Genomic DNA, 13,997 nt, shown 5'->3' with positions numbered 1-13,997 from the left:
CTGCAGATATCGCTAAGTGGAGGAATAACCGATGAGCATGACGTTCGCCGCCCGGCTGAACCGGCTGTTTGACACCGTCTACCCGCCCGGACGCGGCCCCCACACGTCTGCAGAGGTCATCGCCGCACTCAAGGCCGAGGGTGTGACCATGTCCGCCCCGTACCTCTCGCAGCTGCGTTCGGGCAACCGGACCAACCCGTCTGTCGCGACCATGGCCGCGCTTGCCAACTTCTTCCGGATCAAGCCGGCCTACTTCACCGACGACGAGTACTACGAGAAGCTCGACAAGGAGCTGACCTGGCTCGCGAACATGCGCGACGAGGGCATCCGCCGCATTGCCGCTCGCACCGTGGGCCTGTCCCCGGAAGCCCGCAAGGACATCGCCGACAAGGTCGACGAGCTGCGTCGCCAGGAGAACCTCGACAGCTGAATCGGTTAGCCCGACCGGGCTCGACCACATTGCGACCAGCGGATGCCGTTAATCCGCTGGTCGTACTGCTTTCACCCGACCGACGGACGCCTTGGCGGCGGTTCCGGTCGCGTCAGCCTTACCCTGCCGATCCAGCTCGCGGTACTGCGCGGCAATCGCCAGGATCCACTCCCGGTCCGAATACGTCGCGGGCTGCCTGAGCCAGCTCGGCCCGGGGAACCTCGTTCGCGAACCGCCCTTCGGCCGGCCGCTGCGTCCGTCGTAAATCCAGCTGGCCACCCGCCGCGCCTGGACATCCGGCGCCACATCGACGCGCTGACCGTCCCCAGCACCGCCGTCCAGAACCTCGGTGGCCTCCAGGTACAGCGCGTCGGAGATCAGCGACATCTGCTCGGCCACCCGGAAGAGCAGCGGACCGCGGGGGCGCACGCCGATCCCGATATTCGGATGACGGCGGCTCAATTCGGCCAGCAGCGGAGCGATGGTCCGCAGCTCGCGCCGCGCCCCGAACCAGTCTTCGACGCTCGGCAGCAGCGAGCCACTGGCCACGACCAGCATGGCGCAGCCGAGGATGGTCGCTGCCGCGCCGACGCCGACCAACTGGGTGCTGCCCACAGCCCGCAACAAAATGAAGGCGCTGGCCAACACGATCAGCACGATGCCGACGCTGAAGACGAACAGGGCCCGGCCCCGCCGGGTCCGGTTGGAGTTACGCACACCGGCCCACGCGACCAGCGTCAGCGCCAGCAGCACATACAACAACGGCAGCAGCCACGACAACGAGTTGCCGCCCGAACCGAGATTGCGGCGTAGGTACTCCTCGGGCGCCATTTCAGGCTGTCGCGGCGTCAGAAAGAACAGCACCAGCGTGAGTGCCGCGATCGCCGCGGCAACGCTGTACTGCGCCAAGGCAATCCGGCGGATCGCGAGCGGCTTACGGCTCGACGACGCCGATGTGATCATGACGCAGCTGCCGGCGGCGCAGGCGATCAGCGCGACCTGGCTGAGCATGCTGGACACGTTCGGCCAGTGCAGGATCGTGTCGAGTAGCAGCGTGAGCGGCTCCCAGTTCAGTGCCGCGACCAAGCCAAGACTGCCGAGAGCGACGATCATCGCTGCGCTGACGAGCGACTGTTTGTTGACGAGTGCCCAACCGATACGCAGGCCGGTCGCCAGGCCGAGCAGGCCGGCGATTACCCAGATGATCAACCAAACGCCTCGCCGAGACGGATCTGGACAATCGAGGAGCGGTCGGAGGGCAGCCGGCCCAGCCGGTGGATCAGCAACGCGGCGAAGTCCTCGGCCTCCTGTTCGGCTTCCTCTCCGGCCGGCCCCATACAGCCGGTCCGCTGATTCAGCATGTAACCGATGAGGTCGGAACTCGCCAGTTCCATGGAATCCCGGGCGGCTTCGACGACCGAGACGCCCTCATGACCGAGAACCAGGTGGCCGAGCTCATGGGCAAGCGTCCGATCTCCGGCTGGGAGACCCTTCTGGAGAAGAAACACGTCGCGGTCGTTGTACTGGCGCCACTGCCCGCAGACCCCGGGCGGCAGGTCGGCCATGGTCACCTCGATCGGGCGGCCACGATCCTCGCTGACCGCGTCGACGAGACGGGCAAGTGAGACTTCACCACGTCGCGGGGCTAGATCCAGCACCGAATTGACTGCGCGTGTGACACGGCGGCTCGCGGGCATGCCGAACCCCCTTTCGCTGCGATTGGCACGGTTGCCATCAATTGTGCCGCAGACCATTCCGTCAGGTCATAAAACGTGCAGTGCCGCTGCGGCGGACCACGTGACCAGCGCGCGCCTGCCGGTACCCGACCAGGCCACCGGCACCGGTCAGGATGAGGATGCCGGTGAAGCCGGGGACGGCCACCGCCGCCACCTCACTGAGACCGGCCGCGCGCAGGTAGTCAGGATATCCGGCGCGGAACGCAGGTTCAGCGATGATCTCGTTCTTGGCACCGAACGTCGTCGGCTGCGGTGACCGGACCGCCGGGACTTCCGCCGGGGCGCTGACCACGACCGGGTTGTCCAGTTTGAGCGCGGAGAACGCCGGCGCCTCCTGTGCCGGTGTTATCGGCAGGCTTGCCTCCGGCACGGGCATGCGGTTGGGGCGCCCGAGATTCACGTTCATGGTCGGTACGACTTGCGCGCTCAGCATCGACAGCGATGTCTGCATGAACGGCAGCGACGTCGCGGCGTCGAGCGTCGCGTTGGTGAGCCCGGCGACGAAGTCATAGACCGGCTCGATGTGAGCGAGGACGAAAACCGGGATCGCGGCGAGCTGCGCCAGCACCGGGATGTTCGACATGTCGGGCAGCTGCGGGAGCTGATCCCACCGCGGCAACCGCGGTACCAGCGATGCCAGCGGGATCTTCGTCAGATCGATGCTCTGTACGGCACCGGTCGGCGACGTGTGGACGGCTGCCTTCGGCAGCGAGAACGTCAGCCCCATGAGGTTGATGCTGGTGGTCGCTCCGGTCGGGGTTGCCTTGACGGGCGTCTTGGTCGGCGACGTTGTCGGTGATGCCGGGCTGTCCGAACCGCTGCCGGGCTTGACGCCGCCGGTCGGCAGAGCCGGCAGGCCCGGCAGCTTGGGCAGGCCGGAGAGAGCCGGCAGACCCAACAGGTTTGGAATGTTCGGCAGGCTGGGGAGCCGGATGCCGGGGATGGTCATCGCGGTCGACGGGCCGGTTGCGGCGGCCGGTTCCGGTTGGCTCGTCCCGCCGGTCGCCCCGGGCGCCGTGGTGCCGGTCGTCGTACCGGCCGCCGGCTGCTGGGTCGCCGAGCCGGTGGACGGCTGATGTTCGCCAGCCACCGGGTTTGACGGCCCAGAATCTTCGGATCGCCCCGGAGAATCGGCATTGTTTTGTTTGCTGGGGGCATTGCCTTCAGATGTATTCTTGCCGGATTCTCCGGTTTTGCCGGGGTCATTACCACCGGCTTCTGAACCACTCTTGGCAACGCCGCCGAATGCGCCGCGCTTATCCTTTTTCGCGCCCGAACCCGTACTGCCGGTCGACGACGTCTGCGACTGGCCGTCCGTCGGCTTGGCGGGCCGCGCGGGGGACTTCTGCCCGCCACCAGCGGTTGAGCTGCCACCGGGCTTCGTACCCTCGTGGGACGCTCCGCCTCCGTGGCCACTCGAGCCACTACCGGAAGCTGCTGTATCAGCGAAGGCGTTCGCGCCGCCCAGGCCAGCGATCAACAGCCCAGATGCCATCAGCGCGGCAGCTGTAGCTATTCGTTGGCGTGGCGCCATCGTCCCCTCCGCTTTCATGGCATGAAAAACCCGCTCCGATGAATTCGGAATAATTGTCGCACAGCCGCCGGACTTTGTTTGCTGGATAAAGTAGCCAGAATTGTGGGAAATTCCACCCTGGAATTGTGGCGGAATTCGACCCGCGACCCGGTGCCCGATTCCGGGCCACGGACGATAAGGTGACGTCACCATCGCAGCAAGATCGTGCACACGTGTCGAGACGACCGGGAGGTCAGCCGGAATGGGCCTGTTCAAGCGACGCAAGAGCCGGGCAACCCGCCGCGCCGAGGCGAAGGCGATCAAGGCGAAGGCAAAACTCGAGGCCCGGCTGTCTGCCAAGAATGAGGCCCGGCGCATCAAGGCTGACGGCCGTCGGCAAACGAAACGGGACCGCGCCGGCGTCAAAGCACAGCGGGACAGCGACAAGATGGCACTCAAGGTTGCTGAAGCGCAGCTGCAGACCGTCCGTGAGGGCAAGCTCCTGTCGCCGACCAAGATTCGCCGGCTGCTGCTGGTCTCACGAATCCTCACCCCTGTTGTCGTGCCTGTGGCGTACCGCGCCGCCATTGCCGCACGCGGCCTCATCGACCAGCGCCGCGCGGATCAGCTGGGTGTTCCGCTGAGCCAGATCGGGCAGTTCTCCGGCGCCGGCGGCGCGCTGTCCGCCCGGATCGCCGGCGCTGAGCGCTCGCTGCGCCAGGTGGCCGAGAACAAGCCCAAGGATGCCGAGACCAAACAGTTCGTGGCATCGCTGTCGAGCAAGCTGGCCGACCTGTCCGCCGCGGTGACTGCCGCGGAGAACATGCCGGCCCCGCAGCGGCGGACCGCACACGCAGCCATCGAGAGCCAGCTCAACGGCATCGACGCAGACGTCCTGGCCCGCCTCGGAGTGTCGTAACCCGGAGGAGCACCCGCATGGCAGACGAGCAGAGTCCCCCGGACGAGTCGGAGCCCCGCGTCCCCGCCAAGGGGACGCCGGCCGACAAGACTCCAGCCAAGAAAGCCCCGGCGAAGAAAACCCCGGCGAAGAAGGCCGCTGTAAAGAAGGTGCCGGCGAAGAAAACGCCGGCCAAGAAGGCCGCCACCACTGCCCCGGCCAAGAAAGCGCCCGCGAAGAAGGCTCCCCCGAAGGTCGCGCCACCAGCGCAACCCGCGCCTCCGGCTTCCGAATCTCCTGCTCCCCAACCCCCGGCACCCGAGCCCCAAGCGCCCGCACCGCTGCCCGTGCTCAACCTGACTCCGCCCGTACCGCAGCGCTCGCCGGTGCCGGTCACCGTGGTGCTCGCCGCGAGCGTGCTGGCTCTGCTCGTCGTGCTGCTGGCCCGACGCCGCGCCGCAGGCTGACACCGCCCCTGAGATAATCGGCGCGTGACCATCGAACCCCGCGCCACCGCCGACCTCGTCGACGAGATCTATCCCGACGTCCGCAGTTGCGATCTGCAGTTGCAGAACTACGGCGGTCAGATCATGTTCGCCGGCCGCATCACCACGGTGAAGTGCTTCCAGGACAACGCTCTGCTCAAGTCGATCCTGTCGACGCCGGGCGACGGCGGCGTCCTGGTGGTCGACGGCGACGGCTCACTGCACACCGCCCTCGTCGGCGACATCATCGCCGGCCTGGCCCACGACAACGGTTGGTCGGGCGTCATCGTCAATGGACCGGTGCGCGACGCGTCGACACTGCGCACCATCGACGTCGGCATCAAGGCGCTCGGCACCAACCCCCGCAAGGGCACCAAGACCGGCGCGGGTGAACGCGACGTCGAGGTGACCTTCGGCGGCGTCACCTTCGTCCCCGGCGACATCGCCTACTGCGACGAAGACGGCATCGTCGTCGTGACGCCCTGACGGGCTACTGGCGTGTCCTTGTCGCGGGAACCTTCCAGCCCGTATCGCCCCGCGAGCAGACGCGAAAACCCCCAAAATGCAGCGATTTTGGGGGTTTTCGCGTCTGCTCGGCAGTGAATTAGGCGTTCACGGCAACCCGGTGCTTCGTGAACTGCAGGGCCTGCTCGTCGACCTTGCCGTACCGGATGGTCCGCATGTCGAAGAAGTAGTTCTGCTTGAGCTTCCAGGGCGCTTCCGAACCCGACTTGGGCAGGCTGTCCATGGCGCGCTTGAAGTAGCCGGGGGTGAAGTCCATGAACGGCAGCTCGTCCACGCTGTCGCCGGGGTGCTGCGCCTCGACGCGGTCAAATCCGTTGGCGTCCATGTAGTTCAGTACACGGCAGATGAACTCGGACACCAGGTCGGCCTTGAGCGTCCAGGACGCGTTGGTGTAGCCGAAAGTGATCGCCATGTTCGGTACGCCCGACAGCATGAGGCCCTTGTAGGTCATGCACGAGGGCAGGTCGATCGGCTCACCGTTGCGGTTGGCGGTCGCGCCACCGAACAGCTGCATGTTCAAACCCGTTGCGGTGACGATGATGTCGGCCTGCAGCTCCTCGCCGGAGGTCAGCTTGATGCCGTTCTCGGTGAAGGTCTCGATGGTGTCGGTGACGACGCCGGCCTTGCCGGAGCGGATGGCCTTGAACAGATCGCCGTTGGGCGCCAAGCAGACTCGCTCGTCCCACGGGTTGTAGCGCGGGCTGAAGTGCTTGTCGTAGTCGAAGCCCTCAGGCAGGCGGCGGGTCGCCATCTGGCGCAGCGCCTTCTTGAACACGGCCGGGAACTTGCGGGCCAGCTGGTACTGCGCGGTGCTGTAACCGATCTGCTTCCAACGGTTTGCGAAGTGCGCCAGGTGCTTCGGCAGGTACTTGTTCGTCTGCTTGGCCACCGGGTCCTCCAGCGGCAGCGCGCCGATGTAGGTGGGCGAGCGCTGCAGCATGGTCACGTGCCCGACGCCGCCGTTCACCAGTGACGGGATCAGCGTGACAGCCGTTGCGCCGGAACCGATCACGACGACGTTCTTGCCGGTGTAGTCCAGATCCTCGGGCCAGTGTTGCGGATGCACGATCTGACCCTTGAAGTCGGCCGCGCCGGGGAACTCGGGCGAGTAGCCCTCGTCGTAGTTGTAGTAGCCGCTGCACACCGACAGGAACGACGCGGTGATCTGCTTTTCCTCGCCACCGGCGGTGATGTTGATGGTCCAGCGGTTCTCGGCGTCCGACCAGTCCACCGAGGTGACGTGCTGACCGGTGCGGATGTGCTGACGGATGCCGTTCTCGTCGGCGGCCTCGTTGATGTAGTTCCAGATCGACTGGCCGTCGGCGATCGACTTGGCCGACTCCCACGGCTTGAACCGGAAGCCGAGGGTGAACATGTCGGAGTCCGAGCGGATGCCGGGGTATTTGAACAGGTCCCAGGTGCCACCGATGTTCTCCCGGCGCTCCAGGATCACGTAGCTCTTGGTGGGGCAGCGGTCCTGGAGGTGCCAGGCGGTGCTGATGCCGGAGATACCGGCACCGACGATGACAACATCGAAGTGTTCGATCATGGTACCGACGGTATCAACACAGTGTCGACAACGTCAACGGTCTGTCGAAAACTGCGCCTTCCGGCTACCATCGACGCTATGACCACCGCCAGCGCGAGCCGCGCACCCCGCGGCCGACGCGCGGCACGACCTTCTGGCGACGAGCGCGAAGCGGCCATCCTGGCCACCGCGACCGCCCTGCTGGAGCAGCGCTCCTTCTCGGAAATTTCCGTCGATGACCTGGCCAAAGGCGCCGGCATCTCCCGCCCGACCTTCTACTTCTACTTCGCGTCCAAGGAAGCGGTACTGCTGTCGCTGCTCGATCCACTGATCAAGCGCGCCGACACCGGCTTCGACGGCGCGCTGGAAGACATGCCGACCGACCCCAAGAAGGCCATCCGGCACGGCATCGAGATCTTCTTCAGCTCATTCGGGTCCCACCCGGCCACCGCGCGGGCCGGCGTCGAAGCGGTGCGGGCAGTGCCCGAACTTCGGGAGTTCTGGGCCGGCCTGATGCAGAAGTGGATCAACCTCACCGCCGCACTGATCGCCGCGGAGCGCTCACGCGGCGCCGCACCGGACACCCTGCCCGCCCGGGACCTCGCAACTTCGCTGAACCTGATGAACGAACGCATGATCATGGCCACCCTGACCGGCGAGCCCGGGGCCGTCGCGCACGACGACGTCGTCAACACCCTCACCCACATCTGGTTGACCAGCATTTACGGCAGCTGACCTTTCGCACATCGAACATGTGTGCGAAACTAGGCTGGTGTTGGACGTCCAAGCACACGCCGGGGCAGCCATCCTGCACGCCGACCTCGACTCGTTCTATGCCTCGGTCGAGCAGCGCGACGATCCTGCGCTGCGCCGCCGCCCCGTGATCGTCGGCGCCGGCGTCGTGCTCGCCGCCAGCTACGAGGCCAAGGCGTTCGGCGTGCGCACCGCGATGGGTGGGCACCAGGCGCGGAGCCTGTGCCCCCAGGCCATCGTTGTGCCCCCGCGGATGTCTGCCTATTCAGAGGCGAGCCGTGAGGTCTTCAAGGTCTTCCATGACACCACGCCGCTCGTCGAGCCGCTGTCGGTCGACGAGGCCTTCCTCGACGTCAGCGGTCTCGGCCGGGTGTCCGGCACCCCGGTGCAGATCGGCGCGGCATTGCGCGAGGCGGTCCGGGAGCGCGTGGGACTGCCGATCACCGTCGGAATCGCCCGCACCAAGTTTCTGGCGAAGGTCGCGAGCCGCGAAGCCAAGCCCGACGGACTACTGCTGGTACCACCGGACCGCGAGCTGGCGTTCCTGCATCCGCTTCCCGTGCAACACCTCTGGGGCGTCGGCGCCAAGACCGCGGAGAAACTCCGCGAACACGGCGTCGAGACCGTCGCCGACGTCGCGGCCCTGACCGAGTCGGCACTGGGCGCCATGGTGGGCGCGGCCATGGGACGCCAACTGTTCGCGTTGTCGCACAACATCGACCGCAGACGCGTCACCACCGGTGTGCGACGTCGCTCTGTCGGCGCCCAGCGCGCGGTCGGGCGTCGTGGAAACACCATGTCCGACAACGACATCGATGCCATGATCATCAACCTGGTCGACCGCATCACCCGCCGCATGCGCAGCAGCGGGCGGACCGGCCGCACAGTGGTCCTGCGGCTGCGGTTCGACGACTACAGCCGCGCCACGCGTTCCCACACCATGCGCCGGGCCACCGCATCGACCGAGGAAATCCTCACGGCCGCACGTGGATTGGTGGCCGCGGCAGGGCCGCTCATCGCCGAACACGGACTGACGTTGATGGGGTTCGCGGTGTCGAATGTCGACACGGCCGGTACCGAACAGCTCGAGTTGCCCTTCGATGGCGAGCCCGACACCGCCGCGGTGGACTGCGCCGTCGACCTGGTGCGTCAGAAGTTCGGCAACGCCTGCCTGACCCGCGGGGTGCTCGTCGGCAAGGACCCCGGCTGGGAAATGCCGATGCTGCCGGAATAGCGCGGGACGACGCGATGTTGCCGGGTTCATGCCGAGAAACCTGACCGAAGCAGAGCGCGAACAGTTCCTCGCCGACAAGCACGTAGCGGTGCTGTCCGTGGCCGCCGGAGACGGCCGACCGCCGTCAAGCGTCCCCATCTGGTACGACTACACCCCCGACGGACTGATCCGGGTCAACACCGGCGCCGGCAGCCGCAAGGCGAAGTTGATCGAGCAGGCAGGCGTGGTCTCCCTGGTGGTCCAGCGGGAAGAGCCGCCGTACCAGTACGTGATCGTCGAAGGCTCGGTCGTCGACACCGCCACACCCGCGCCGGAGGACGCGCGGGAAGCCATCGCGATCCGCTATCTGGGCGAAGAAGCCGGGCGCGAGTTCGTCCGTTCGATGGCCGGCGTTCCCACCGTCTTGTTCACCATCCGCCCCGACCGGTGGCTCACGGCCGATTTCTCCGACGAGGTCTGACAACCGGATCCTTGATGGAGTGAAAGACGCAGCCTCAGAAACTATTTGCGTCAAGAGATATGTGGCCGAAGGGTCTGCCGACTGGTCCCAAATTGGTGCAAGTCGGGCCCAACGGGCCGGGTTAGGCTCGGTTGAGGGTCTAGTGTCGACTGCACTGGGGGCGTGTGGGTGAGAAGTTCATCTCCACAGCGGCGGTCTGCGACATAGCTGCTGATTTTGGGGCGAGTCCAATCGGCAAAACGGCTGAGAACATCTCCTAGGCCGGCTGCACGATGGGGTTATCGATTGCAGACGTTGATAAATGGAATCCGGATTCGCTCACTGCAGTAGGTGCGGCAAGTACCGCACGCGCGAATGCGGCCGCGGAGGCCGATAGTGGGAGGGTAACAATTGGAAGCACGCCGGATGGCAGCCCGATACACAATAGCCACGCATATATGGTCGAAAAAATCACCGGAACAGGCAGTGACGCTCAAGTCACGCTACGCAATCCATGGAACAGCGACAATGAGAATCCAATCGTCACTGTAAGGCTTGGCGATCTCATCGGTTCTGGAATACCTGGCATCAACGGGCATCATCCCACTAACGTCGTCAATATTGGATCACTAGGATGAAACGGTCGACGAAAAAGATGTGGACAGTTTTCACCGTTGTAGCATTCATCGTTATTGTCGCCGGAGGAATCACGATGTATCGAATTGCGCAGCGGCCGGTCATGCCATTAGCGGACATTCCCGCCTATCCGTACGAAAAATATCAGATGCGAGGAGCGTCGCTTCCGATCGACAGTGTTGATTCAGCGGTCCGGACCCGCGCCGAGCAGGCGTTGACGCAGTTTGCTTCGACAGTCGATTCCGGCTACGTCGTCGCCGACAACCGATTCCTGGCCGGCAAGGGCGGGTTTGCCTGGGATTCGATTCGCAGCGAGGCCGGCGGATATCTGCAGAGGGCAGGCTACTCGGTGGATCGCGCCGGCCAAACCCCCGAGCGTGAAATCGACTTTGCTTACATCCTATGGCGACGCGACAGCAAGTTCTGGCGACCGAACACCAACGACCGAATCCTTGCCGTCGCTTTACAGCAGCCCGTCACGCCGGGGCCGATCGATGAGCAGGTCCATATCTATGGCTACTTCAGGCTGACGCCCGTCCGCTGACCGGCATCGAGGCGGCCGGTCAAAGCAAGGTGTTCAGCTACGCGAACGGGTCCCAATATCCGGGGCCGCTTTCCTTACCAAGGCCGCCCCCGATTCGTCGGACTGAACGTGTTTCTCTGCGGCGTCGACGAACTTCTCACCGTGCTCGACAAGGTTCTTGGGATACAACGCCGTCGCTTCCCGCCAATCCGCGGCCAACGACGTAAGTGCGCCGGCGGATCTGCCTACCCAACCCGACTGCGCGGACGCAATCGCTGTGTCACTGTCGGCGAATGCCGATCTCGTCCTCGCGGCAATCTCACCCACCTCGACACCTGATGAGTGAATCTCGGCCGGATCGACCTTCAATTCGCTCATGCGTCCCCCTTGCGCGCCATAACCACTTCTGCGGCCTCCACTCATCAACATTAACGCCGCCGCGTATACCTGATCAGCACAAAATTCGCCGCGATCCGCAATTGTCAGCGCTGCTAATGTCATGTCAGGCAGGAGAATCTCTTCGGATTCGAAAAAGCACTCAGGGGTCCACGTTGCAAAGTGACCGATCCGGCGAGTACGACGACTGGGCCGACGACATCGACGGAGACCTCGATGATTACGTCGCCCCTCCCAGCTACTTCGATGTCGTAGCGGACGACACCGACCGTCAGACGGCAAAGTCCGACAACATGTCCGACTCGGCACGCGCTCCCATGCCAGTCGACGACACCACAGCCCCGATCGTCCTCACCGTCAGCGTGACCAATGCCGCGGAGACCGTCACCGCGACAGCGACCATCAGCGGCTGGCTACAAAGTATCGAGCTGGCACCACACGTGACGTCCATCGACGAGGCAGAACTGGCTCGGGAAATCATCGCCACCGCCGAGCTGGCCAGACTGAAGGGCCAGGCCAGTCAGCGGACCCTCGTTGAGGACATGCTGATGTGGCAAGGCGCCGATAGCCACACGGCCCGTGACTACGTGGACGAATACATGAACTTGCCGACGTCGGATCAAGCAGCCGGGGCCGAGGCTGAGGCGAACGCGCGTTACCTGCGCGGCGAGTACTAACCGGTCCGGTACGTCCATCCCGCGTCGGCGACGCACTGCTGTATAGGGACCTTGATGTCGTCGGTCGTGATCAGGTGATGCATGCAATTCGAATTGCCCGACCAGAACAGCTGCAGGTCGCCGGTGTCGTGACATTCGATCCACTGACCTTCGGCATCTTGGCGCCACTCGACGAGGTGATCCACCGCGTGCAGAAGCCGGTTCTCGGCATCCAGTCGTAGATGGATCTGGAAGGTCAGCGCCACCGCCAGGTCTTCGAGCACCTGTCGCCAGTCCGGGTCACCGGACTTCCACTCGGCCACCAGGTCGACGCCCTCCGGAGCGCCGTCGCGGATCAGCCACGGCCGTGCCGGCACATTCAGCTGCAGCAGACGATCGCGAAGCGTCACTGACCGGGAATGATTTCGACGCTGAGCGCAATGTCGGATCCGCGGACGTCAGCGACTCTCACCGTCGCCCGGCGAGACTTCGCGCCGGTGACGACAGTGCACATCTGAGCCGCTCCCACCTTGCCTTCGAGACCGCCGTCGCACACCACGGAGTCGATGGTCGAGCTGGTCTTGGTGCCCAGATTGTTCTTGACGGCCGTCTCCAACTGGCCTTTGGACATGGTGGTCACCCCGCCGCCGACGTGCACCGAGCACGAGGTCAGCAAGCATGCCGCCGTGAGCAGTGCGGCCCATCGCGGCGTCGATCGACCAGCCATGATGAATCAGTATGCCCGCGCGCCGAGTTCAGAACCGGGCAACCACGAAACCCGACAACAGCACCAGGAATCCGCCCACCTCACCGAGGATCAGTGCCGCCATGCCGGCGTGCAGACCACCACTGGGGTGCGCGAACTGGTTGGTGGTGTCCTGTCGGAAGCCGTGCTGAATGTACGCGGCGATCGCAGCGACGAAGAAGAACACCAAAACCATTGCGGCCGTGAGGTTCACCCACCCGGGCCAGGCACTGAGCTGCACGAACACCGCGACCAGCAGGGTCGCGAACGAGTACATCAGTGCGGCGCGGTGCGCGATGTCGACGTAAGGGTGCGCCAGATGGTCCGGATTGACGGCCATCTGCCGGTACTTCCAGATGCCGAGAATCAATGCCAGCAGGAAGATCAGGCCGGCGGCAAAAAGTGTGATGGCGGCTGCGGTACCGAGAACCATGGGCCAGACGCTACGCGGCGGCCCATGACAGCAGTCGCTCGACCGGCCAGGTGTTGACGATCCGCTCCTGCGGCACACCGGCATCCAGTGCCCGCTGCGCCCCGTAGCCCAGGAAGTCCAGCTGGCCGGGAGCATGCGCATCGGTGTCGATCGAGAACAGACACCCGGTCTCCAACGCCAGATTCAGCAGACGCGTCGGCGGGTCGCGCCGTTCGGGACGTGAATTGATCTCCACGGCAACATCATTGGCGACACATGCCGCGAATACCGCGGCCGCGTCGAACTTCGATTCCGGCCGGGTGCCGCGAGAGCCCTCGACCAGGCGACCGGTGCAGTGGCCCAAAACGTTCGCCTGGCCATCGGACACCGCGCGCACCATGCGCCGCGTCATCGCGGCAGCGTCCATGGACAGCTTGGAGTGCACGCTGGCCACCACCACGTCCAGCCGCTCCAACAGCTCGGGTTCCTGATCGAGCGAGCCGTCTTCGAGGATGTCGACCTCGATGCCGGTGAGAATGCGCATCGGCGCGAATCGGTCACGGATTTCGTCGATGACGTCCAGCTGCTGACGGAGCCGGTCCGCGCTGAGGCCGTTCGCCACGGTCAACCGCGGCGAGTGGTCGGTGAGTGCGCAGTACTCGTGGCCCAAACGCTGTGCAGTGGCCATCATTTCGCTGATGGGCGCCGATCCGTCGGACCAGTTGGAGTGCAGATGCAGGTCGCCCTTCAGCGCCGTGCGCAGTTCTCCCCCGCCCAAATCGGCTGCCGCCGTGCGGAGTTGGGCCAATGTGTCGGGCTCGCGACCGGCCCAGGCCTGGGCGATCACGGCGGCGGTCTTGGGGCCGACGCCGGCGAGTGTCTGCCAGCCGTTGGTCCGGCCCAGTTTCTCGCGTTGTTCCGGTGTCAGCGCCTCCACCACGTCCGCGGCTTTGCGATAGGCCATGACGCGACGGGATTCCTCACGTGCGCGGTCCTTGTAGAAGGCGATCTCCCGCAGCGCGGCCACTGGGTCCATGGCGTCCAGTCTGCCAACGCGCCGAGGAAACTCACAGGAATTAGTTGCCGGG

General features: G+C 65.2%; 19 protein-coding genes. 10 read left to right on the top strand and 9 right to left on the bottom strand.

Going from position 1 to position 13,997, the window contains the following annotated elements; translation table 11 throughout:
* Window positions 1-31 precede the first annotated feature (31 nt).
* Window positions 32-430 carry a helix-turn-helix domain-containing protein gene (locus QRN63_RS09285; RefSeq protein WP_267319636.1) on the top strand — a complete coding sequence of 133 codons (399 nt, stop codon included), beginning with the start codon at window positions 32-34 and terminating at the stop codon, window positions 428-430.
* Window positions 431-478: 48 nt separating this feature from the next.
* Here QRN63_RS09285 and QRN63_RS09280 read toward each other — a convergent pair whose 3' ends face one another.
* From QRN63_RS09280 to QRN63_RS09270, 3 genes are all read right to left on the bottom strand, one after another.
* Window positions 479-1,639 carry a hypothetical protein gene (locus QRN63_RS09280; protein WP_285030501.1) on the bottom strand — a complete coding sequence of 387 codons (1,161 nt, stop codon included), beginning with the start codon at window positions 1,637-1,639 and terminating at the stop codon, window positions 479-481.
* Window positions 1,636-2,127, bottom strand: coding sequence for an ImmA/IrrE family metallo-endopeptidase (locus QRN63_RS09275; RefSeq protein WP_267319638.1), 492 nt, complete (start codon window positions 2,125-2,127; stop codon window positions 1,636-1,638). The genes QRN63_RS09280 and QRN63_RS09275 overlap by 4 nt, the downstream gene beginning before the upstream one ends.
* 61 nt (window positions 2,128-2,188) lie before the next feature.
* Complete coding sequence (locus QRN63_RS09270; protein ID WP_285030500.1) at window positions 2,189-3,256, bottom strand: hypothetical protein; 1,068 nt, start codon at window positions 3,254-3,256, stop codon at window positions 2,189-2,191.
* 685 nt (window positions 3,257-3,941) lie between these two features.
* On the opposite strand from QRN63_RS09270, the gene QRN63_RS09265 reads away from it, so the two are divergent.
* From QRN63_RS09265 to rraA, 3 genes are read left to right on the top strand one after another with little or no spacing between them, the layout of a single operon-like run.
* A complete protein-coding gene (locus QRN63_RS09265) occupies window positions 3,942-4,598 on the top strand; it encodes a DUF6474 family protein (protein ID WP_267319641.1) in 657 nt (218 codons plus the stop codon).
* A 17-nt stretch (window positions 4,599-4,615) separates the two neighbouring features.
* Window positions 4,616-5,044, top strand: coding sequence for a hypothetical protein (locus QRN63_RS09260; protein ID WP_285030499.1), 429 nt, complete (start codon window positions 4,616-4,618; stop codon window positions 5,042-5,044).
* Window positions 5,045-5,068: 24 nt separating this feature from the next.
* Window positions 5,069-5,548, top strand: coding sequence for a ribonuclease E activity regulator RraA (gene rraA, locus QRN63_RS09255; RefSeq protein WP_285030498.1), 480 nt, complete (start codon window positions 5,069-5,071; stop codon window positions 5,546-5,548).
* A gap of 118 nt (window positions 5,549-5,666) precedes the next feature.
* On the opposite strand, the gene QRN63_RS09250 is transcribed toward rraA, so the two are convergent.
* On the bottom strand, window positions 5,667-7,136 hold the full coding sequence (locus QRN63_RS09250) for a flavin-containing monooxygenase (RefSeq protein ID WP_285030497.1): 1,470 nt from the start codon (window positions 7,134-7,136) through the stop codon (window positions 5,667-5,669).
* 78 nt (window positions 7,137-7,214) lie between these two features.
* On the opposite strand from QRN63_RS09250, the gene QRN63_RS09245 reads away from it, so the two are divergent.
* The 5 genes from QRN63_RS09245 to QRN63_RS09225 all read left to right on the top strand — a co-directional run bounded on the left by QRN63_RS09245 (window position 7,215) and on the right by QRN63_RS09225 (window position 10,721).
* On the top strand, window positions 7,215-7,850 hold the full coding sequence (locus QRN63_RS09245; RefSeq protein ID WP_285030496.1) for a TetR/AcrR family transcriptional regulator: 636 nt from the start codon (window positions 7,215-7,217) through the stop codon (window positions 7,848-7,850).
* A 37-nt stretch (window positions 7,851-7,887) separates the two neighbouring features.
* Window positions 7,888-9,102 (top strand): DNA polymerase IV, encoded by a 1,215-nt coding sequence (gene dinB, locus QRN63_RS09240; protein ID WP_285030495.1) that lies wholly within the window; start codon window positions 7,888-7,890, stop codon window positions 9,100-9,102.
* Between the two features lie 28 nt (window positions 9,103-9,130).
* Window positions 9,131-9,562, top strand: coding sequence for a pyridoxamine 5'-phosphate oxidase family protein (locus QRN63_RS09235; protein WP_267319647.1), 432 nt, complete (start codon window positions 9,131-9,133; stop codon window positions 9,560-9,562).
* 437 nt (window positions 9,563-9,999) lie between these two features.
* Window positions 10,000-10,179 carry a hypothetical protein gene (locus QRN63_RS09230; protein WP_285030494.1) on the top strand — a complete coding sequence of 60 codons (180 nt, stop codon included), beginning with the start codon at window positions 10,000-10,002 and terminating at the stop codon, window positions 10,177-10,179.
* Window positions 10,176-10,721 (top strand): hypothetical protein, encoded by a 546-nt coding sequence (locus tag QRN63_RS09225; protein WP_285030493.1) that lies wholly within the window; start codon window positions 10,176-10,178, stop codon window positions 10,719-10,721. The genes QRN63_RS09230 and QRN63_RS09225 overlap by 4 nt, the downstream gene beginning before the upstream one ends.
* Window positions 10,722-10,754: 33 nt before the next feature.
* Here the strand turns inward: QRN63_RS09225 and QRN63_RS09220 are convergent, their stop codons facing one another.
* Window positions 10,755-11,078 carry a WXG100 family type VII secretion target gene (locus QRN63_RS09220; RefSeq protein ID WP_285030492.1) on the bottom strand — a complete coding sequence of 108 codons (324 nt, stop codon included), beginning with the start codon at window positions 11,076-11,078 and terminating at the stop codon, window positions 10,755-10,757.
* A 173-nt stretch (window positions 11,079-11,251) separates the two neighbouring features.
* Here QRN63_RS09220 and QRN63_RS09215 point away from each other — a divergent pair, with 173 nt between their 5' ends.
* Window positions 11,252-11,773, top strand: coding sequence for a hypothetical protein (locus QRN63_RS09215; protein ID WP_285030491.1), 522 nt, complete (start codon window positions 11,252-11,254; stop codon window positions 11,771-11,773).
* Here QRN63_RS09215 and QRN63_RS09210 read toward each other — a convergent pair.
* From QRN63_RS09210 to QRN63_RS09195, 4 genes are read right to left on the bottom strand one after another with little or no spacing between them, the layout of a single operon-like run.
* Window positions 11,770-12,162, bottom strand: a complete 393-nt coding sequence (locus QRN63_RS09210) for a hypothetical protein (protein WP_285030490.1) — start codon at window positions 12,160-12,162, stop codon at window positions 11,770-11,772. The genes QRN63_RS09215 and QRN63_RS09210 overlap by 4 nt on opposite strands.
* Complete coding sequence (locus tag QRN63_RS09205; protein WP_285030489.1) at window positions 12,159-12,479, bottom strand: DUF4333 domain-containing protein; 321 nt, start codon at window positions 12,477-12,479, stop codon at window positions 12,159-12,161. The genes QRN63_RS09210 and QRN63_RS09205 overlap by 4 nt, the downstream gene beginning before the upstream one ends.
* 28 nt (window positions 12,480-12,507) lie before the next feature.
* Window positions 12,508-12,930, bottom strand: coding sequence for a hypothetical protein (locus QRN63_RS09200; protein WP_267319653.1), 423 nt, complete (start codon window positions 12,928-12,930; stop codon window positions 12,508-12,510).
* 10 nt (window positions 12,931-12,940) lie between these two features.
* Window positions 12,941-13,945 (bottom strand): PHP domain-containing protein, encoded by a 1,005-nt coding sequence (locus tag QRN63_RS09195; RefSeq protein WP_267319654.1) that lies wholly within the window; start codon window positions 13,943-13,945, stop codon window positions 12,941-12,943.
* Window positions 13,946-13,997: the final 52 nt, after the last annotated feature.

The organism is Mycolicibacterium sp. lyk4-40-TYG-92 (genome assembly GCF_030209435.1).
Classification (GTDB): domain Bacteria; phylum Actinomycetota; class Actinomycetes; order Mycobacteriales; family Mycobacteriaceae; genus Mycobacterium.
This window is presented reverse-complemented; position numbering and strand designations above follow the sequence as displayed.

Coding starts and splice junctions, on each gene's coding strand:
- QRN63_RS09245 (WP_285030496.1), top strand. CDS start 7,215: ATGACCACCGCCAGCGCGAGCCGCGCACCCCGCGGCCGACGCGCGGCA.
- QRN63_RS09225 (WP_285030493.1), top strand. CDS start 10,176: ATGAAACGGTCGACGAAAAAGATGTGGACAGTTTTCACCGTTGTAGCA.
- QRN63_RS09260 (WP_285030499.1), top strand. CDS start 4,616: ATGGCAGACGAGCAGAGTCCCCCGGACGAGTCGGAGCCCCGCGTCCCC.
- QRN63_RS09220 (WP_285030492.1), bottom strand. CDS start 11,078: ATGAGCGAATTGAAGGTCGATCCGGCCGAGATTCACTCATCAGGTGTC.
- QRN63_RS09195 (WP_267319654.1), bottom strand. CDS start 13,945: ATGGACCCAGTGGCCGCGCTGCGGGAGATCGCCTTCTACAAGGACCGC.
- QRN63_RS09235 (WP_267319647.1), top strand. CDS start 9,131: ATGCCGAGAAACCTGACCGAAGCAGAGCGCGAACAGTTCCTCGCCGAC.
- QRN63_RS09200 (WP_267319653.1), bottom strand. CDS start 12,930: ATGGTTCTCGGTACCGCAGCCGCCATCACACTTTTTGCCGCCGGCCTG.
- QRN63_RS09230 (WP_285030494.1), top strand. CDS start 10,000: ATGGTCGAAAAAATCACCGGAACAGGCAGTGACGCTCAAGTCACGCTA.
- QRN63_RS09205 (WP_285030489.1), bottom strand. CDS start 12,479: ATGGCTGGTCGATCGACGCCGCGATGGGCCGCACTGCTCACGGCGGCA.
- QRN63_RS09265 (WP_267319641.1), top strand. CDS start 3,942: ATGGGCCTGTTCAAGCGACGCAAGAGCCGGGCAACCCGCCGCGCCGAG.
- QRN63_RS09275 (WP_267319638.1), bottom strand. CDS start 2,127: ATGCCCGCGAGCCGCCGTGTCACACGCGCAGTCAATTCGGTGCTGGAT.
- QRN63_RS09285 (WP_267319636.1), top strand. CDS start 32: ATGAGCATGACGTTCGCCGCCCGGCTGAACCGGCTGTTTGACACCGTC.
- QRN63_RS09250 (WP_285030497.1), bottom strand. CDS start 7,136: ATGATCGAACACTTCGATGTTGTCATCGTCGGTGCCGGTATCTCCGGC.